The organism is Tenacibaculum soleae (assembly GCF_030549005.1).
GTDB classification, from domain to species: Bacteria; Bacteroidota; Bacteroidia; order Flavobacteriales; family Flavobacteriaceae; genus Polaribacter; species Polaribacter soleae.
In genome coordinates this window covers 1-19,035 of record NZ_JAUOSW010000011.1, presented here as the reverse complement: position 1 = coordinate 19,035, position 19,035 = coordinate 1, and the positions used below count along the sequence as shown (strand labels likewise).

Here is a 19,035-nt window from a genome sequence, read left to right as displayed (position 1 = left end):
TAGAGATAGGTGTTTTTCTTATATTTAAAAAATGCCTAAACCTAAAAACATATTTAAAAAAATACTAATTTGGAGATATAAACATATTTCTGAACGTCAATTTGTATACGTTTTAAGTGTTTTAATTGGTTTTTTAGCAGGTATTGGAACACTCTTTTTAAAAAACATGACTTCCTTTTTTCAAACTATTTTAGAAGGAAAATTTATTAAAGACATTCATTATTATCTCTATTTTATCTTCCCAATTATTGGATTAATTTTAGTCTATTATATTAAAAAGAAATTTCTAAAAAAAGAAATTGGTCATGGTATTTCTACCACACTCCATGCTATTTCTAAACGAAGTGGAATTATAGAAAAATATAAAATTTATGCTTCAATAATTACCGCACCAATTACAGTTGGTTTTGGAGGTTCTGTTGGTTTACTTGGCCCTGCAATAAGTACAGGAGCTGCTTTAGGCTCAAGAGTATCGCAACTATTTCACATGAACCGAAAAACAAGAATGCTTTTAATTGGTTGTGCAACTGCTGGAGCTATGTCATCAATGTTTAAAGCACCTGTTGCTGCTATAATTTTTGCCATAGAAATATTTAGTCTAGATTTAGCCTTTGCTTCATTAGTTCCTTTATTACTAGCTTCTGTTGCAGCTGTAATTACTTCTTATTTCTTTTTTGAAAAAGATGCGCTACTAGGTTTTGAATTAGTAGATGCTTTTAAAATAAAGGATATTTTTTATTATGTTTTATTAGGTTTTTTTACGGGTTTAGTATCTGTCTATTTTTCAAAAATATATTTTCGAATTACTAATTTTTTTAAACGTATTAAAAAATCGGTTCATAAATTAATTTTTGGAGGAGTTGCAATTGGATTAATGTTATTTTTAATTCCACCCTTATATGGTGAGGGTTACGGATTAATTAATAATTTATTAGAAGGAAACACCTTAGCTGCTTTAAAAGACATTCCTTACAATGTAGATTTCGAAAATGTTTGGATTGTTATTATGTTTCTATTGTTAATCACAGTATTTAAAGCCATTGCCATGACAACTACCTTTGCTGCTGGTGGTGTTGGAGGAATTTTTATTCCCACCTTAGTTATGGGAAGCGCTTTAGGTAACGTATCAGCAAAAATAATTAATCAACTAGGCGGTAACGTATCAGAATCTAACTTTACTTTAATAGGAATGACGGGATTAATGGCAGGAGTATTACATGCTCCTTTAACTGCTATTTTCTTAATTGCTGAAATTACTGGCGGTTATGATTTATTTGTTCCGTTAATGTTAGTAGCTGCAATTTCGTTTGCTGTTACAAAATACTTTATATCAAACTCAATTTACACGGTAGAATTAGCAAAAAGAGGTGAGCTCATTACGCATGATAAAGATAAAAACGTGTTAATGATGATGACCATTAACAAACTAATAGAAACAAACTTTAAAGCGGTACACCCCGAAATGTTTTTAGGTGATATGCTAAAAAAAGCTGTTTCTAATTCTAATAGAAATATTTTTCCGGTAATTGAAAAAAACAAACAGTTTTTAGGAATTGTTTTATTAGATGATATTAGACCTATTATGTTTGATAATGACATGTACGATAAAGTAACTGTTGAAACCTTTATGAGGAGTGCACCATCGATTATACAACACGATGATTCTGTTGAAAAAGTAATGCAAAAATTTAAGGAAAGTGCCGCTTGGAATTTACCTGTTATAAAAAATGGTAAATACTTAGGCTTTATTTCTAAATCAAAACTACTATCAGCTTACCGAACAAAATTAATTGAAGTTACTTCTTAGCTAAAAACTGCACCATTTTATCAGGAAAATCTGTAAAACCTCCATCAATATTTGCTTCAAAAAATAACACTTGCATCATTTCATTAAATGAAGAAAATTCATCTAATTGATCTGCTCTAAAAGTATACGCATGTACTTTTAATCCTAATTCATGGGCATCACTAACTAACGTTGTAAATGTAAACTTACCATTTATTTTTTCACTTAAAATTTGCTTGTACCAAGGTCCAATTCCATCTGCATAAGTTGCAAAATGTTTTAGTTCTTTTGTTTCTTCAGGAAACTCCATCAATTGCACTAAAAACAAATCTGATTGCAATTCAACTCTAACTCTTTCTAACTCTTTAGCATCAAAACATTGAAAAATACAGTTGTCGCTTTTTGTTTTATAACCATAATTTGAAAGAATATCTAAGGTGATTTTAGCAATATCTTTTCCGTTTTTATGATGAAACTCTGGATTTTTAATTTCTGGATAAATTCCTATATTTTTTTTGGTACTATAATTTAATCCTTGTATCAATTCAATTTCTTGTTGAAAAGAATGTAATTTAAAATTCCCTTTTCCTTTCGGAAATCTTTTTGGATAAAACTGTTCTCCTGTTTTAGTATCAAATCGTTCAGTTACCTGTAACTTTTGTAACTCTTCAAATGTAAAATCAATTACATAATAACGATTATCGACTCTTTTCCTATCTGAAAATACCTCAGCAACATTGGTAACATCGTCTAAATAAATATCATGAATAACAATAGGCACATTATCTTTACTTAACACCAAATCTTGCTCAATAAAATCAGGATTCATAGCATAAGCCATCGCTTTAGCCTCCATAGAATGTTCTGGTAAATAGCCTGATGCTCCACGGTGTGCAATAACAATTTTGTTTGATTTCATCTTTTTATCTTCACTAATTTGACCATAACTTTTTAACGAAAGTAGTATTGCTATTAACAATAGTTTAAAAGTGCTATTTTTTAAGTTATTCATTTGATAAAAGTAAAAAAGTTTCTTAAAAAAAGCTTTATTTAATAAGCAAAAAACCTTCTATTTGACAAAATAGAAGGTATTTGTTTGTATGCTTTTTTATTTTTAACTCAACATCATTTTTGCTTTTTTTACAGCGGCTGCCAAAACATCTATTTCTTCTTTGGTATTATAAAAAGCAAAAGATGCTCTTACAGTACCCGGAATACAGTAAAAATTCATAATAGGTTGTGCACAATGATGACCAGTACGAACTGCTACTCCTAGTTTATCTAAGATAGAACCAATATCGTATGGATGAATTCCGTCTATATTAAAAGAAATTACAGATGCTTTATTGGTTGTTCCGTAAATTCTTAATCCCTCTATTTTTTCTAACTCCTGTGTTCCGTATGCTAATAATTCGTTTTCTTGTTTTGCTATACTTTCAAAACCGATAGTATTCATATAATCTATTGCTGCTCCAAAAGCAATTCCGCCACAAATATTTGGGGTTCCTGCTTCAAATTTATGAGGCAACCCTGCATAGGTTGTTTTTTCAAAAGTTACGGTTTCAATCATTTCACCTCCACCTTGATACGGTGGTAATAATTTTAACAACTCTTCTTTTCCATATAACAAACCAACACCTGTAGGCCCACACATTTTGTGCGCTGAAGCTACATAAAAATCAGCGTCTAATTCTTGAACATCAGGTTTTAAATGAGGTACAGCTTGTGCTCCATCAATTAAAACATAGGCTCCAAATTTATGTGCTGCATGAATAATTTCTTTTATCGGGTTTATGGTTCCTAAAGCATTTGATACGTGGTTACAAAAAACTAGTTTTGTTTTTGCATTTAATAATTCATGATACACATCCATTCGTAAGCCTCCATCTTCATCCATCGGAATTACTTTTAAAATAGCTTCTGTTTTTTCGCAAAGCATTTGCCAAGGAACAATATTTGAATGATGCTCTAAAGAAGAAACAATAACCTCATCACCTGCTTTTAAAATCGCTGCAAATCCTGACGCAACAATATTAATACTGTGTGTGGTTCCTGCTGTTAAAATAATCTCATACGAATGTTGGGCATTAAAGTGTTTTTGAACTTTAAGCCTTGCTTCTTCATACTTATCAGTTGCTTCTTGACTTAATGTGTGTACACCTCTATGAATATTAGCGTTATAATTAGCATAATAATCAACAATTGTGTCAATCACCACTTGCGGTGTTTGCGAAGTTGCTCCATTATCAAAATACACTAAATTTTTTCCGTGTACTTTTCTATTAAGAATAGGAAAATCAGCTCTAATTTTTTCTATATCAAACATAAAAACCAAATTTTAAACAAAGGTAATGCTTGCTTTTTAAATACAAACAGCAATCAATTAAATTCTTACATTTGCTTAAAACTGTTCTTATGAAAATTTTTAAAAGAATTCTCCTATTCATTATTATATTATTTGCTGTTGTTTTTTACTTTAACTACTCGAAATTAAATATTCTCGCTGGTTATTCTGCCAAAAACACAGCTTCATCAGTTTTTCTTGCAGATAGAACTTTAACTTTTACCGATAAAAAAGACAATAATTTTTCGCCTATAAACTTAACTTCTGACAAAATTAATGAGGAAGAAAAATCGGCAACAGGTTCAGTATTCGGTTTATTAAAAAGAAAAGCTGTTTACAGAGAAGGTTTAGGAGCTGTTTTAGTTAATGATGATTTTGATTTTCATAAAAAACCTTTGGTTCCTAAACGTACAAAACCAGATAATACTACCCCTTTCCCATACGGGAATGCAGAACAAAAAGATACTATTTTTGCAAATATTGATTACAAAAAACTAAACGAAACTATTGATACTATTTTTAACGATGTAAATAAAACACGTTCAGTGGTTGTAGTTTATAAAGATAAAATTATTGCTGAAAAATATGCCGACGGATTTGATAAAAGCTCCAAACAATTAGGTTGGTCTATGACTAAAAGTATTACCAGTACTATTGTTGGTATTTTACAATGCAAAGGTAAAATGCACGTAACAACTGATAATTTATTTGATGAATGGAAAGATGATGAGCGAAAAAACATTACGCTTCATAATTTATTACAAATGAATTCGGGCTTAGAATGGTTAGAAGATTACAACACCATTTCAGATGTTACCAAAATGCTTTTTCTTGAAAGAAACATGACACAGACTCAAGTTAACAAACCTTTAATAGGAAAACCAAACGAAACTTGGAACTACTCTTCTGGAACCACCAATTTAATTTCGGGCCTTATACGTAAACAATTTAATACACATCAAGAATATTTAGATTTTTGGTACAGTGCCTTAATCGATAAAATAGGAATGAACTCTATGCTTATTGAAACTGATATGGATGGAAATTATGTAGGTTCATCATACGGCTGGGCTACCGCAAGAGATTGGGCTAAATTAGGATTACTGTACTTGCATAATGGTGAGTGGAACGGTGAGCATCTTTTTGATAAAGATTGGGTAAAATATGCCACAACACCAACTCCAGGTTCTGATGGTTGGTACGGCGCTCAAATATGGTTAAATGCAGGAAATAGATATCCTGATGTACCTAAAAACATGTATTCATTTAATGGCTATAAAGGGCAAAATGTATTTATATTGCCAAATGAAAATTTAGTGGTAGTTCGTACCGGGCTTACCAAAAACGCAGATATGAACACGCTTTTAAAAGGTATTATTTCTTCAATTAAAAACTAAACAATGAACCCATACTATTACGTACTTTCTGTAAACGGATTTCTTTTTTTATTTAGTCTTATCTTTTATTTTTTCCCTCCAAAAAAAATAAATTTCATTTATGGTTACCGAACAAACAAAACAATAAAGAATGAAACTATTTGGAAATTTGCGAACAACTTTTTCACCAAACAGTTTTTAAAATATTCATCTATTTCGTTTGTTGCAACTTTATTTCTAGCATATATTTCTAAAAACTTAAGTTGGCAACCAATGGCAATTATGCTATTATCTTTAGCTGTTTCTGTTATTAAAACAGAGCAAGAAATCAGTAAAAACTTTGATGAGGAAGGGGAAAGAAAGTAAATTACTACGTGTTTTTTACTTCTTAAAACCAACACCTTAGCACCTAAATCAACTTAATAGAAAATATTATTTTAGATTAAAACATGATTTAAGTTAGCTTTTCGAAATTTATATCTAATTATTTTTACCTCTTAATTTAGATATACAATGAAAAAAGGACATTCATTTCACATTCCGGTAATGGGAATTGGGTTTACTATTGATACACCAATAAAAGTTGCACAGTACGGAATTGACTCCGTTATTTTTATAAGTGATGATATATTACTTGAAAAAATGCGCAAAATGTATTCGAGTAAATTCAAGTTACCCTACACAGAGATAGGTGCTAAAGAAGAGGATTCTAGAGCTAAAAGAATTACTTCTTACTTAAACCTAATAAAAGATGTTGCAGAGAAAAAACTAGAAAACATCAAAAATGCTTCGATAGAAAAAAGTAATGAGCTTAAAAAATACTTTAGCATGTTACCAGATTCTTCAACTTTAAAGCAAGACTTTATAAAGTTGACTGATAAAATAACCGATGTTTCTGAAATTAAAAAGTGGTTAAGTGATAATTTATCATTGGGCGATATTAATGTTAATATCATGACTAAGTTAGATAAGGTTAACTACAATCCTACTAACAAAAAAGAAATCTTACCAATTGAATTTAACGATGCGCATGCTGCTTTAAGAGGCTTTGCAAACAGTAACTTAAATTCATCAATGGTATTTTCTGCAGGTATGAATCCTCGTTTATTTACGTACTTAGAAAAATTTGATGATTTCTTCCCAGATTTAAATGGAGTAATTAAGAAAAAAGTAGTGATTAAAGTTAGTGATTATCGCTCTGCTTTAATTCAAGGTAAATTTTTAGCTAAAAAAGGTATTTGGGTTTCTGAATACAGAATTGAATCTGGCTTAAACTGTGGTGGACATGCTTTTGCTACTGAAGGTTTTTTAATGGGGCCTATTTTAGAGGAGTTTAAGAAAAATAGAAACGAATTAATAAATTCGGTATATAATCTTTTAGTAAATGCTTTAGAAGCAAAAGGTAAAACCATTCCTACAAAAACATTAGCCATAAAAGTTACCGCACAAGGAGGTGTTGGAACTGCTGAAGAACAAGAGTTTTTAATCAACAATTATGGTTTAGATTCTGTTGGTTGGGGAAGCCCATTCTTATTAGTTCCTGAAGCAACAACTGTTGACAACAACACGTTAAAACAATTACAAAAGGCAAAAGAAAAAGATTTATTTTTAAGTAATATTTCTCCGTTAGGTGTACCTTTTAACAACTTAAAAGGTAACACAAAAGATATCCAAAAGAAGGCCTTTATAGCCAAGGGAAGACCTGGAAGTTCTTGTCCTAAAAAATTTCTAGCCCTAGATGGTGAATTTTCTGAGAAAACAATATGTACAGCTTCTAGACAATATCAACATTTAAAAATTAAACAATTAGAAGATAAAAAAGCTTCGCTTTCAGACATTGAATACAAAAAAGAATATGCTAATATTGTTGATAAATCTTGTATTTGTGTTGGCTTAGGTACTACTGCTTTAGTGGTAAATGATATGGATACAAAAGTTGAAGGCGATGGAGTTTCTATTTGCCCAGGACCAAATATGGCTTACTACTCAAAAGAAACTTCTTTGTCTGAAATGGTAGGACACATCTATGGAAAAAATAATGTAATCGAAAGAGTAGATAGACCAAATGTATTTGTTAAAGAGTTAGGTTTATACTTAGATTATCTAAAAACCAAAATAGATGAAACAACATCTGAAATGAATAAAAAACAAGAAAAATACTTAGTTAGTTTTTCAAAAAATTTAGAAGAAGGAATTGATTACTACAAAGCAATGTTTTCAACTATAAAATCATCATTTAAAGACACCAAACATCTAATTTTAAAAGAGCTTAACGAATCTCTTGATAAATTAAAATTGATGAATGAAGATATTGACTTATTAATTTTAAATAAAGTAAAAACATAAGGTTATATACCATGAAAAAAGACCATTAGATTAATTTCTAATGGTCTTTTTTTTATTTCATTGCGACGACGAAAATTACTTTAAATATTCTTTTTTCAACATTGTAATGTCATCAATAATCTTTTGCATGTTCTCCTTTTTTGTTCCGTCATAAGAACCTCTAATTTGTCCTTTTTTATCAATTAAGACAAAATTTTCAGTATGCACCCAATCATTGTCTCCTCCATCACCTTCATCTAGAACAGCAAAATAATGTTTACGAGCTAAATTATAAATATGCTTTTTATCTCCTGTAGTAACATTCCATTTACCATCAATAACACCTTTAGCATCAGCATATTTTCTTAATTGAGGCACACTATCCATCACAGGCGTTACTGAATGCGATAAAAACATAATATCATCATCATCTTTATAATGCTCTTGTAATTCGTTCATGTTATACGCCATTACAATACAAATTGTTTGACAACGCGTAAAAAAGAAATCAGCTATATAAATTTTATCTTTATAATCGGCATTTGTAATCGTTCTTCCGTTTTGATTGATCAATTTAAAAGCCCCAATCTTATGATTTCTCGATTTATTTCTTACCGAAATATCTACCAATCTAGGGTTGATATCTGTAGGATTATAAATAGGTAATTTTTCTTCTACTTTTACTAAATGATAAAAAACAGGAATACCTATTGCACAAAAAACTACAATAAAAAGTAAGGTGCTTTTCGATTTTTTAAAGAATTTTAAATCCATTTTTATCTTTTTCATGCAAAAATAAGGCTAAAAACAAGGTTTACGTCTACCAACATTAAAAATGTTTGTTAAAACCAATGCGCATCTACCTCACAAACTTTTACAGCTCTACTGAAAAACGTACATTTGTTCGATTTTTAAATTTAGATATACACCTTTATGGAAATTTTAATAAAAGCATCACAATTTATTTTAAGCTTATCGCTTTTAATTGTTTTACACGAATTAGGTCATTTTATTCCTGCAAAATTATTTAAAACCAAGGTAGAGAAGTTCTACTTATTTTTTGATTATAAATTTTCTTTATTTAAGAAAAAAATAGGCGATACTGTTTATGGTATTGGATGGATTCCGTTAGGTGGATATGTAAAAATATCAGGAATGATTGATGAAAGTATGGATACCGAACAAATGGCATTACCACCACAACCATGGGAATTTCGTTCTAAACCAGCGTGGCAGCGTTTAATAATTATGCTAGGTGGTGTTATTGTAAATTTTGTTTTAGGTATTGTTATATACATTTGTTTAATGTATACCTACGGTGAAAAATTTTTACCGAATGAAAACTTAAAAGATGGGGTTTGGGTACAAGATCAATTAGGTAAAGATTTAGGTTTACAAACAGGGGATAAAATTCTTACAATAGACGGTCAAAAGATTCAGAAATTTAGAGAACTACCTTTAGAGTTTATCAACGGTAATAATTATACTATTGAAAGAAATGGAACTGTTGTTGAAAAAGTAATTCCTACCGATTTTATTTCAAAATTAGTAGATCGTGGTAAAAACGCTGGTGCTTTTATTACTGCTAGGTATCCTTTTATAATTGCTGGCTTACAAAAAGATTCATTAAATGCTGGAGCAAATATTGTTGCTAAAGATATTATTACTGCTATAAACGGGCAACAAATTTCATATTACGATCAGGCGAAACCTATTTTGCACAACCTAAAAGGACAAGATATTACGGTTTCTTTAAAAAGAGGTGCTGATGTTTTAAATGTTCCTGTTAAAGTTTCAGAACATGGTAATTTAGGGGTTGTTTGGGGCGCTGTTTCTTTAACCGATTTAGAAAAGTTAGGTTATTATAATTTGGCAGAAAAATCGTATTCTTTTGGAGAAGCAATTCCTGCTGGTACTACAAAAGCATGGACTACGTTAACAAACTACATTAAGCAAATGAAAAAGATTTTTAATCCAAGTACAGGTGCTTACAAAGGTTTAGGAGGATTTATTTCTATAGGGAGTATTTTCCCTTCAGAATTTAGCTGGCAAACTTTTTGGAACATTACTGCTTTCTTATCAATCATGTTAGGTTTTATGAATTTATTACCAATACCTGCTTTAGATGGTGGACACGTAGTATTTACCTTATGGGAAATGATTACTGGTAAAAAACCAGGAGACAAATTTTTAGAATATGCACAACTAACAGGGTTTATCATACTAATAGTTTTACTATTATTTGCCAACGGAAATGATATTTTTAGGTTATTTAAGTAGCCATTTACACTATATAAAACAAAAAAGCATCGTAGTAACCTACGATGCTTTTTTGTTTATTAACGTTATTATTTTACTCTTTATTTATAATTCTAAATTAATTTTCAAGATGATAATGTTTTTAATAAAAAATAGCTGATAATCTAAATTTAAAATAATGCAAATCTTATACAACAACAAGTTGTTAAATTTACTTGTAATCAAAATTTAATAGCTTATTTGTTATTTATTCATATTTTCAGTAGCACGTCTTTCTAATTCGGCCTGAAACTCTTCCATTACTGGTTTTACCGTACTCTCAGGTATTTCTGCTACCTTAATATACATTAATCCATCTATTGCGTTGTTAAACTTCGGGTCAACATTAAAAGCAACCAAGCGTGCATTTTGCTTAACATATTTTTTAATTAAAACAGGCATACGCAATGCTCCTGGTTCAATTTCGTCAATAATTTTATCAAACTTTTGCATATCTGCCTCGGTAGCATCAAATACAAAATCTTTGTCGGCATCTTTAAGGCTTACTTTAAATTCTTTCTTCGGATGAATATACTGCGCTACATACGGATCATAATAATGAGATTTCATAAACTCAATCATCAACGATTTTGAAAATTCTGAAAATTGGTTACTAATACTTACTCCACCCATTAAATATTTGTATTCTGGATAGCGTAATGTAGTATGTACAATTCCTTTCCAAAGTAAAAATAAAGGCATTGGTTTTTGCTGATAACTTTTAGCTATAAATGCTCTCCCCAATTCAATGGTATTTTGCATCATTGTATAAAGCTCTGGCTCTATTCGAAACAGGGTATGGATATAAAATCCATTAATTCCATGTTTTTTATAGATGTCTTTTCCTAGCCCCATTCTATAAGCACCAACCAATTCATTTTTAACATTATCCCACAAAAATAAATGGTGATAATACTTGTCAAATTTATCTAAATCAATCGCTTTATTCGTTCCTTCACCAACCTCTCTAAAAGTAATTTCTCTTAAACGGCCAATTTCATGTAAAATATTAGGTATTTCTTTTGCATTTGCAAAAAACACTTCATAGTTTTTACTTTCTAACAACCTACTTCCTTTATTTCTTAAGTCATTAACTTCTTTAATAAATAAATCAGGACTTTTTTGAAGGGTAATTTTTTTTGCTTTTTTAGAAATTTTTAAATTTTGAGTTGATAAAATCTTTTGAGGTGTTTTCTCAAAAGGGTTTGCCAACATATATGTTTTCTTTCTTATAAACTCATAAAAAGAAGGAACATCTTTATATTGTTCTTGATCTTTTATCGAAATAGGTTTTCCTATTCTTACTTTTATAACACGATTTTTTTGAGAGATGACTTCTGATGGAAGTTTGGCAGTACGTAGAGTGCCACTAATTTTAGACAGTAAATAAAACAACTGACTATTTTTAGCATGAAAATAAATAGGTATTACAGGTACTTTTGCTTTTTTAATTAAACGTACAGCTCCTTCTTCCCATGGTTTATCAACCATTAACTTACCATCTCGATAGGTAGATACTTCTCCTGCAGGAAAAATCCCTAATGGTTTTCCTTCTCGTAAATGCATTAACGCACTTTTAATACCAGCAACACTCGATTTAGCATCCTTTCTTGTTTCAAAAGGATTTACAGGCATTACATAAGGTTTTAAAGGCTCAACTCTATGTAGTAAAAAATTAGCTATTATTTTATAATCTGCTCTTTTTTCAATTAATAATTTTAATAATAAAACACCATCTATACCTCCTAACGGATGATTAGAAATAGTAATAAAAGGACCATCTTTTGGTATTCTTTTTAAATCTTCTTCTGGTATTTCAAACTCAATTTTACAATCATCTAAAACGCCGTTTAAAAAATCTAAATCAGACTTGTTTTTATTATTATTATAAATTTTGTTAATCGCAGAAATGCGTAAGATTTTCATCAACATCCAACCAGTAAAAGTTCCGAAAGCACCGAACTTTTCTACTCCAATAACTTTAGCAATTTCTTTTGATGTAACTATTCCCATTTATTTAAATTTGGCACAAATGCAAATATAACAGAAAATTACCAATTGTACATATTTATTGTATAACCAACTGAGCTGTTTCAGTGTTTATTTGACGAATAATTGACTTTCCTTTTTTTCGAATTTCTTCGATTGCTTTCGTATCAAAATGACGAATGGTATAAAGCGTTACAGCTTTGTATGACTTAATTGTAAACTTTGTTTTTAAGGCGTCATAAAAAGCATCAAAATTATTGTATTTATCATCAATACATACCGAAAAACTAATGGCAGAGTTTTGAATTAAATTAACTTTCAACTTATGCTCATCTAATTTTTTAAAAACATCGCTAATATTACTCTCTACCATAAAAGAAAAATCTTTTGCCGAAATTGAAACCAATATTTGATTTTTCTTCACGATAAAACACGGCACCTCTGGTGTTATTTTTTTTCCTCTTCCTACGCAGGTTCCTTTGTTTGATAAATCTTCAAAAGAACGAACAAATAAAGGAATGTTTTTTTGCTCTAAAGGCTGTATTGTTTTAGGATGTATTACTGATGCTCCGTAAAAAGCCATCTCTATAGCTTCTGTATATGATATTTCGTTTAACAATTCGGTTTCAGAAAACACACGTGGATCTGCATTTAAAACACCATCAACATCTTTCCAAATAGTAACACTATCTGCATTTAAACAATAGGCAAAAACTCCTGCTGTATAATCAGACCCTTCCCTTCCTAAAGTTGTACTTTCTATACCAGCGCCTCCTAAAAAACCTTGTGTAATATTTAATTGAGTAGTAACAATGCTCTCTTTAATTATTTGCTCGGTTAACTCCCAATTAATCTTCGCGTCTCTATAACTAACATCTGTTTTAATATAATCTCTTACATCTAACCATTGGTTTGCTACTCCTATTTTTGCTAAATATGCACTAACAATTGTAGTTGATAAAAGTTCTCCGAAACCAACCATTTGATCATATACATAATTGTATTCTTCTGATTTGTTTCGAGCCATAAAACCACTCAACTTACCTAACAAATTAGTTACTTTTTGATATATCTCGTGAGTATCATCAAATAAATCTTGAAGCATTTTGTTGTGAAAATTTTCAACAAGACTTATTGCTTCTTTTAAAGTATCTTTTTTATAAAAATAAGCGTCTACAATGTTTTCAAAAGCATTGGTCATTTTTCCCATTGCCGAAATTACTACCAATGTATTATCCGTCCCTTCATGTTGTAACACTTTTGCTACGTTTTTTACACTTGCTGCATCTTTTACCGATGCGCCTCCAAACTTAAATATTCTCATTACAAAATTGTGTTAAGCTTTCTTCATTCATATGACAAACTCTCCATTCATCATAAACTGTAGCTCCAGTTTTTTTATAAAAATCTACTGCATTGATATTCCAATCTAACACTTCCCAAGCAACTCTTTTAAAATTGTTTTCGTGTGCATATTTCATTACCGAAGCATATAATTTTTTTCCAGCACCAATACCTCTTTTTGCTTCAGTAACCATTAAATCCTCTAAATGAATTGCCTTACCTTTCCAGGTAGAATAACGCTCATAAAAAAGGGTCATTCCTATAATTGTTCCGTCAATTTCCTCAGCTACAAAAGTTTTAAACTTAGGTGCATCAGAAAACCCATCATTTATTAAATCATCAACTGTTATTTTTACAGCATTTGGTTCTTTCTCAAAAACAGCCAATTCAATTATTAAATTTAATATTGATTGGGCGTCTTTTTTATCTCCAGGTCTAATTATAAAACTCATTTATATAAAATTTTGTGTAAAGATAATTTTTAATAAATTTCTATAAAGTAAATTAAAATTTAAAACACATCGCATTTTTTTGTTCAAAATTTTAAACTACGAAATCGTTGTAGAAACGTAAAAAAGTTGGCATCTTTGTACAAACAACACAAAAACGAATATGAACAACAAGCACATGACTCTTGGAGAGTTTATTATTGGTAATCAAAAAGATTTTAAATACTCGTCGGGTGAATTATCTCGTTTAATAAATTCTATTCGTTTAGCGGCTAAAGTTGTAAATCATGAAATAAGAAAAGCTGGTTTAGTTGATATTACAGGTGCTTCAGGTGATGTTAATGTACAAGGAGAAACACAACAAAAACTAGATGTTTTAGCAAACGATTTATTTAAGCAAACCTTAATAAATAGAGAAATTGTTTGTGGTATTGCTAGTGAAGAAGAGGATGATTTTGTGGTTGTTGAAGGAAAAAATAAGGCCAACGATAATAAATATATTTTACTAATGGATCCTTTAGATGGTTCATCAAACATTGATGTAAACATTTCAGTAGGAACTATTTTTTCTATTTATCGTAGAATTTCTCCTGACGGAACTCCAGTTACTAAAGAAGATTTTTTACAAAAAGGAAGCGAACAGGTTGCTGCAGGCTATGTAGCCTATGGTACCTCAACCATGTTAGTATTTACAACAGGTAATGGAGTAAACGGATTTACATTAAACCCAGCAATCGGAACTTTTTACTTATCACACCCTAATATTAAATTTCCTGAAAAAGGAAATATTTATTCGATAAACGAAGGGAACTACGTCCACTTTCCGCAAGGGGTAAAAGAATATTTAAAATATTGTCAAGAAGAAAAAGAAAACAGACCTTATACTTCTCGCTATATCGGCTCGTTAGTTTCTGACTTTCATAGAAATATGTTTAAAGGCGGAATTTACATGTACCCAACAAGTACTATTGGTCCTAAAGGAAAGTTACGTTTATTATACGAATGCAACCCAATGGCTTTTATTGCCGAACAAGCTGGAGGAAAAGCAACTGATGGTTATAAAAGAATTTTAGATTTAACACCTACCGAACTACACCAAAGAGTACCTTTTTTCTGCGGTAGTGAAAAGATGGTTGAAAAAGCTGAAGCTTTTATGGCTAAGTATCCTGAAGACGAAAATTATTAATATCATAACATTTATTTATACCAAAATAAATTATCGATAAGGCAAACAGTTGTTTGCCTTATTTTTTTGAATTAAATTTACACTTACATAAACGAATAATTAACTTATTAAAAAACATACAATTATGGCTTTTAACTTACCAGAATTAGGATATGCTTATGATGCATTAGAACCAAATATAGATGCAAGAACTATGGAAATTCACCATAGTAAACACCACAACGGATATACTACTAAATTAAATGCTGCTGTTGCAGGAACAGATTTAGAAGGAAAATCTATCGAAGATATTCTTGCTAATTTAGATATGAGCAACGGAGCTGTTCGTAATAACGGAGGTGGATTTTACAATCACTCTTTATTCTGGACAGTTATGAACCCAGAAGACAGAGGGTATTTATCTGGAGATTTAAAAGATGCTATTGAAGCCGAATTTGGATCTAAAGAAGCTTTTATCGATGCTTTTTCTAAAGCCGCAGCTACTCAATTCGGATCAGGATGGGCATGGTTATGTGTACACCCTGGTGGTAAAGTAGAGGTTTGCTCTACTCCAAACCAAGATAACCCATTAATGCCAGGTGTAACTTGTGGCGGAACTCCAATTTTAGGATTAGATGTTTGGGAACATGCTTATTATTTAAACTACCAAAACCGTCGTCCTGATTATATTGATGCTTTCTTTAAAGTAATCAACTGGAACGAGGTTGAAAAGAGATATGCAGAAGCTAAATAGTAACGCTGTTACTTTTTACATCTCAGTCTTATGAAAAATAAAAATCCGAAATTTTTAATTTCGGATTTTTTATCTTTAAACTTTCTGAAACCATAAGTTCCCAACTCTTTCTTCAAAGCTTTTTTCTTTAAGGGGTAAAACTACACTTTCAAATAATTCAAGTAAATCTTCTGTATGATTCTCAGAGCATAATTTTACTAGATTAAAATACACAAATGAGCTCCACAATACTGCTTTAAGTATTGTTTTTGATTCATCCCACATTCGTATTTCAACTATTAAATTTTTACTACCGTAATTAATTAATTGAGAATCTATTATTACTGTTTCCATTAAAGTTGCAGGCTTTAAATAAGCAACTTGGTGTGTTGCAACCACCCAACTCTTGCCAGTTTTTTTTCCGTGTTTATAAATATCTAAATCATAATTATCAATTAACTGATCTTCTCTGGCATTGATAAGATAATCAAAATAAGCGGCATTATTTAAATGATTAAAAGGGTCACAATCTTGAAATCTTATTTTTGTTTTACTCTCTAAAATTTTTGGTAAATCCATTACATTTCATATTTATTAAAATATACCGATTGGTATATTTTTGATTAAAAAAATAGTTAGCGTTTTAATTGTTCTTTTATAATTTGACTGATTGTTTCAGATAAATCAATAAGATAGCTATCATCTTTCATTACGTATGACATATACACAGCACCTTCTATCATGTAAAAAAAACGTTTAGCGTACAACATGCTATCAATTGAATCTTTTATTTCATTAGAAGCCTTACCCATATCAATTAAGTGTGCGAAGCGATCTAAAATTTTATAATTGTACGACTGAACCAATTTAGATATATTATTATCTTGATTGTCAGAATCTATCCCAATATTTAAAATAGGGCAACCACCAAATTGTTTATTATAATGATAATATTTTTTATAAAAAGAAGCTACGTTTAATAACATAGCTAAAGGAGTTTCTCCTTTATTAACCTCTTTATTTAAATCTTTTAAAACTCTCCTTACCGAAAACTTAAAAGCTTCTGATGCTAAATTCTCTTTATTTTCAAAATGACCATAAACAGCACCTTTTGTTAAACCAGTTTCTTTTGTTATTATTGATAAACTCGTAGCAGCATACCCATTTTTATTAAAAATAGGAGCAACTGTTTCTATTATAAAAGCCTTTGTTTTTTCTGATTTAGACACAAAAATAAATTATATAACAAATATATCTAAAATATACTTATTGGTATATTTTTTTAAAAAAAACTTTATTCCAATAATTGGAATAAAGTTTTCGTTTTATTAAATAGTAATTACACCAATTTTGTTAATGCCATTATAGTTCCTAAATGAATTCCTTCATGTAAATTATTAAAAGAAATTGCTGTTTCAATAGAATCTAACGTAAAACCAAGACTTGTTTCATATGCATTAAATTCGGTAAAAATACCAGCCTCATAATCTTCTTGTAATGTATCTGGCAAGCCTATTAATAGTTCTTTTACTTCTTCAAACTCTTCCTCTGTAAATGTTTTTGTTGGTAAAGTTCCTTTTTTATGGGTTTCTATTAACTCATCAGAAGCTAAACAATTTAATCCTGATAATTTATAATTCAATAATTGTTGTGTAACTACCAAATGAGCAACATTCCATGCAATATTATTTTTAAAACCTTCAGGTATTGTATGTAATTGCTCTATTGATAAATTATCGACTTTTTTAAGAACTAATGCTCTCGATTTTTTTAAAATTTCAAATTGCTTGTTCATTATTCTACTTATTTTAGCATTGACCAAAGATAATTATTAAACTATGAAGAAAGTATATTTTTTACAAACTTGTGATACCTGCCGACGTATATTGAAAGAAGTAAATATTGACGGATTTGAAAAACAAGAAATAAAATCAACTCCGGTAACTGTTACTCAATTAGAAGAAATGCGAAAATTAACCGATAGTTACGAAAGTTTATTTAACAAGAGAGCCAAATTATACAAAGAGCGCGATTTAAAAAACCAAACATTAAGTGAAACCGATTATCGACAATTTATTTTAGAAGAGTATACCTTTTTAAAACGTCCAGTTTTTATTGTTGAAGATAAAATCTTTATCGGAAATAGTAAAAAAGTAATCGAAATCTTAAAAGAAAGATTAAATAAACTTTAAAAGCGTACTTATTTTTACTTTATTTTCAATAAAAAAAACAAAAAACTACCATAAACATATAATGGAAATATGTTCTTGGTAGTCTTTAAATTATATATTATTAACTAACGGGGGACTAATCAATAAATAGGGAGTTTAATTAATTGGGGGATTAATTAAATGAGGGTATTTAATAACTTCGGCACAAATATATACTTAATAAAAGCGTAAAATTGGGTTGTAGTAGTTTTGATGTATCTAATACAGCTTCCTTTTTACAAAAAAACTATTTGTAGTATAATAGTCTATCAATAATGGCTAGTTTACACTAGAATACTGTCCGTTTAATATGATACATAAGGTATCGTTGATTAAAAAATATGCTTTATCTTATTATCATTATACATAATCTAACCATACAAAAAACTACCAGCACATAAGGGAAATATGTTCTTGGTAGTTTTTAAATTATACATTATTAACTAACGGGGGATTAATCAATAAAAAAGGGGATTTAATTAATTGGGGAATTAATTAAATGAAGTTATTTAATAATGGGTATTTAATAACTTCGGTACAAATATATACTCAATAAAAGTGTTAAATTGGTTTGTAGTAGTTTTGATGTACTTATTGTAGTATATACACCGTAATTAAACAATAAATATTTTTCATGTAGTAAAAAAATCTACTTCAACTACTAGATATGTTTTGATGCCAGACATAATAATAAAAGCATATACCTCTTTTTTTAAGAAATTAAATGTAATATTAAATAAAAAAGCTTCAAAATCTTTACGATTATGAAGCTTTTTAAGTTGGCCTACAAGGACTCGAACCTTGAATGTCGGTACCAAAAACCGGTGTGTTACCAATTACACCATAGGCCAATAAGTTATTGCAAATATAAAAACAATGTTTTAAAATTAAAAAACATTCATCTGTTTTTATAAAAAATCCTTACGGATTTCGTAAGGATTAAGTTGGCCTACAAGGACTCGAACCTTGAATGTCGGTACCAAAAACCGGTGTGTTACCAATTACACCATAGGCCA

At 29.8% G+C, this 19,035-nt stretch carries 17 protein-coding genes and 2 tRNA genes; 8 read left to right on the top strand and 11 right to left on the bottom strand.

Features of this window, described 5'->3' with window-relative positions; all coding sequences use genetic code 11:
• The first annotated feature begins 31 nt into the window (after positions 1-31).
• The gene (locus Q4586_RS13105) at positions 32-1,807 is read left to right on the top strand and encodes a chloride channel protein (protein ID WP_303529691.1); all 1,776 of its coding nucleotides are present in this window, start codon (positions 32-34) and stop codon (positions 1,805-1,807) included.
• On the opposite strand, the gene glpQ is transcribed toward Q4586_RS13105, so the two are convergent.
• Both glpQ and Q4586_RS13095 read right to left on the bottom strand, forming a co-directional pair.
• A complete protein-coding gene (gene glpQ, locus Q4586_RS13100) occupies positions 1,797-2,798 on the bottom strand; it encodes a glycerophosphodiester phosphodiesterase (protein WP_303529689.1) in 1,002 nt (333 codons plus the stop codon). The genes Q4586_RS13105 and glpQ overlap by 11 nt on opposite strands.
• Positions 2,799-2,900: 102 nt before the next feature.
• The gene (locus Q4586_RS13095; RefSeq protein ID WP_303529687.1) at positions 2,901-4,112 is read right to left on the bottom strand and encodes an aminotransferase class V-fold PLP-dependent enzyme; all 1,212 of its coding nucleotides are present in this window, start codon (positions 4,110-4,112) and stop codon (positions 2,901-2,903) included.
• Positions 4,113-4,201: 89 nt separating this feature from the next.
• Between Q4586_RS13095 and Q4586_RS13090 the strand changes: the two genes are divergently transcribed.
• The 3 genes from Q4586_RS13090 (at position 4,202) to Q4586_RS13080 (ending at position 7,852) form a co-directional block, all read left to right on the top strand.
• Positions 4,202-5,527, top strand: a complete 1,326-nt coding sequence (locus tag Q4586_RS13090) for a serine hydrolase domain-containing protein (RefSeq protein ID WP_303529684.1) — start codon at positions 4,202-4,204, stop codon at positions 5,525-5,527.
• Positions 5,528-5,530: 3 nt separating this feature from the next.
• Positions 5,531-5,872 carry an SdpI family protein gene (locus Q4586_RS13085; RefSeq protein ID WP_303529682.1) on the top strand — a complete coding sequence of 114 codons (342 nt, stop codon included), beginning with the start codon at positions 5,531-5,533 and terminating at the stop codon, positions 5,870-5,872.
• A gap of 147 nt (positions 5,873-6,019) precedes the next feature.
• Positions 6,020-7,852: a hypothetical protein gene (locus Q4586_RS13080; RefSeq protein WP_303529680.1), complete on the top strand. Its 1,833-nt coding sequence runs from the start codon at positions 6,020-6,022 to the stop codon at positions 7,850-7,852.
• A 75-nt stretch (positions 7,853-7,927) separates the two neighbouring features.
• Here Q4586_RS13080 and Q4586_RS13075 read toward each other — a convergent pair whose 3' ends face one another.
• The gene (locus Q4586_RS13075; RefSeq protein WP_303529677.1) at positions 7,928-8,605 is read right to left on the bottom strand and encodes an SCO family protein; all 678 of its coding nucleotides are present in this window, start codon (positions 8,603-8,605) and stop codon (positions 7,928-7,930) included.
• 159 nt (positions 8,606-8,764) lie between these two features.
• Here Q4586_RS13075 and rseP point away from each other — a divergent pair, with 159 nt between their 5' ends.
• Positions 8,765-10,111, top strand: a complete 1,347-nt coding sequence (gene rseP / locus Q4586_RS13070; protein ID WP_068702298.1) for an RIP metalloprotease RseP — start codon at positions 8,765-8,767, stop codon at positions 10,109-10,111.
• 222 nt (positions 10,112-10,333) lie between these two features.
• On the opposite strand, the gene Q4586_RS13065 is transcribed toward rseP, so the two are convergent.
• The 3 genes from Q4586_RS13065 to Q4586_RS13055 are packed head-to-tail and all read right to left on the bottom strand — an operon-like array spanning position 10,334 to position 13,914.
• Entirely contained in the window at positions 10,334-12,142 is a 1,809-nt protein-coding gene (locus Q4586_RS13065) for a GNAT family N-acyltransferase (protein WP_068702296.1), read from the bottom strand.
• A gap of 55 nt (positions 12,143-12,197) precedes the next feature.
• Positions 12,198-13,442, bottom strand: coding sequence for an aspartate kinase (locus Q4586_RS13060; protein WP_068702294.1), 1,245 nt, complete (start codon positions 13,440-13,442; stop codon positions 12,198-12,200).
• On the bottom strand, positions 13,429-13,914 hold the full coding sequence (locus Q4586_RS13055) for a GNAT family N-acetyltransferase (protein WP_068702292.1): 486 nt from the start codon (positions 13,912-13,914) through the stop codon (positions 13,429-13,431). Before Q4586_RS13055 ends, Q4586_RS13060 begins: the two co-directional genes overlap by 14 nt.
• 160 nt (positions 13,915-14,074) lie before the next feature.
• Here Q4586_RS13055 and fbp point away from each other — a divergent pair, with 160 nt between their 5' ends.
• Both fbp and Q4586_RS13045 read left to right on the top strand, forming a co-directional pair.
• A complete protein-coding gene (gene fbp / locus Q4586_RS13050; RefSeq protein ID WP_068702290.1) occupies positions 14,075-15,097 on the top strand; it encodes a class 1 fructose-bisphosphatase in 1,023 nt (340 codons plus the stop codon).
• Between the two features lie 124 nt (positions 15,098-15,221).
• Positions 15,222-15,830: a superoxide dismutase gene (locus Q4586_RS13045; protein ID WP_068702288.1), complete on the top strand. Its 609-nt coding sequence runs from the start codon at positions 15,222-15,224 to the stop codon at positions 15,828-15,830.
• A 75-nt stretch (positions 15,831-15,905) separates the two neighbouring features.
• On the opposite strand, the gene Q4586_RS13040 is transcribed toward Q4586_RS13045, so the two are convergent.
• The 3 genes from Q4586_RS13040 to Q4586_RS13030 form a co-directional block, all read right to left on the bottom strand.
• Positions 15,906-16,388, bottom strand: coding sequence for an acyl-CoA thioesterase (locus Q4586_RS13040; RefSeq protein ID WP_068702286.1), 483 nt, complete (start codon positions 16,386-16,388; stop codon positions 15,906-15,908).
• Between the two features lie 56 nt (positions 16,389-16,444).
• Positions 16,445-17,038 carry a TetR/AcrR family transcriptional regulator gene (locus Q4586_RS13035; protein WP_068702284.1) on the bottom strand — a complete coding sequence of 198 codons (594 nt, stop codon included), beginning with the start codon at positions 17,036-17,038 and terminating at the stop codon, positions 16,445-16,447.
• A gap of 110 nt (positions 17,039-17,148) precedes the next feature.
• Complete coding sequence (locus tag Q4586_RS13030) at positions 17,149-17,604, bottom strand: DinB family protein (RefSeq protein WP_068702282.1); 456 nt, start codon at positions 17,602-17,604, stop codon at positions 17,149-17,151.
• Between the two features lie 43 nt (positions 17,605-17,647).
• On the opposite strand from Q4586_RS13030, the gene Q4586_RS13025 reads away from it, so the two are divergent.
• Positions 17,648-18,001, top strand: coding sequence for an arsenate reductase family protein (locus tag Q4586_RS13025; RefSeq protein ID WP_068702279.1), 354 nt, complete (start codon positions 17,648-17,650; stop codon positions 17,999-18,001).
• A 797-nt stretch (positions 18,002-18,798) separates the two neighbouring features.
• Here Q4586_RS13025 and Q4586_RS13020 read toward each other — a convergent pair.
• Positions 18,799-18,870: transfer RNA gene (locus Q4586_RS13020), tRNA-Gln, on the bottom strand.
• Between the two features lie 93 nt (positions 18,871-18,963).
• Positions 18,964-19,035 (bottom strand) — tRNA-Gln (locus Q4586_RS13015).

Coding starts and splice junctions, on each gene's coding strand:
- Q4586_RS13105 (WP_303529691.1), top strand. CDS start 32: ATGCCTAAACCTAAAAACATATTTAAAAAAATACTAATTTGGAGATAT.
- Q4586_RS13045 (WP_068702288.1), top strand. CDS start 15,222: ATGGCTTTTAACTTACCAGAATTAGGATATGCTTATGATGCATTAGAA.
- Q4586_RS13085 (WP_303529682.1), top strand. CDS start 5,531: ATGAACCCATACTATTACGTACTTTCTGTAAACGGATTTCTTTTTTTA.
- Q4586_RS13060 (WP_068702294.1), bottom strand. CDS start 13,442: ATGAGAATATTTAAGTTTGGAGGCGCATCGGTAAAAGATGCAGCAAGT.
- Q4586_RS13095 (WP_303529687.1), bottom strand. CDS start 4,112: ATGTTTGATATAGAAAAAATTAGAGCTGATTTTCCTATTCTTAATAGA.
- fbp (WP_068702290.1), top strand. CDS start 14,075: ATGAACAACAAGCACATGACTCTTGGAGAGTTTATTATTGGTAATCAA.
- glpQ (WP_303529689.1), bottom strand. CDS start 2,798: ATGAATAACTTAAAAAATAGCACTTTTAAACTATTGTTAATAGCAATA.
- Q4586_RS13090 (WP_303529684.1), top strand. CDS start 4,202: ATGAAAATTTTTAAAAGAATTCTCCTATTCATTATTATATTATTTGCT.
- Q4586_RS13055 (WP_068702292.1), bottom strand. CDS start 13,914: ATGAGTTTTATAATTAGACCTGGAGATAAAAAAGACGCCCAATCAATA.
- Q4586_RS13030 (WP_068702282.1), bottom strand. CDS start 17,604: ATGAACAAGCAATTTGAAATTTTAAAAAAATCGAGAGCATTAGTTCTT.
- Q4586_RS13040 (WP_068702286.1), bottom strand. CDS start 16,388: ATGGATTTACCAAAAATTTTAGAGAGTAAAACAAAAATAAGATTTCAA.
- Q4586_RS13075 (WP_303529677.1), bottom strand. CDS start 8,605: ATGGATTTAAAATTCTTTAAAAAATCGAAAAGCACCTTACTTTTTATT.
- Q4586_RS13025 (WP_068702279.1), top strand. CDS start 17,648: ATGAAGAAAGTATATTTTTTACAAACTTGTGATACCTGCCGACGTATA.
- Q4586_RS13065 (WP_068702296.1), bottom strand. CDS start 12,142: ATGGGAATAGTTACATCAAAAGAAATTGCTAAAGTTATTGGAGTAGAA.
- Q4586_RS13080 (WP_303529680.1), top strand. CDS start 6,020: ATGAAAAAAGGACATTCATTTCACATTCCGGTAATGGGAATTGGGTTT.
- rseP (WP_068702298.1), top strand. CDS start 8,765: ATGGAAATTTTAATAAAAGCATCACAATTTATTTTAAGCTTATCGCTT.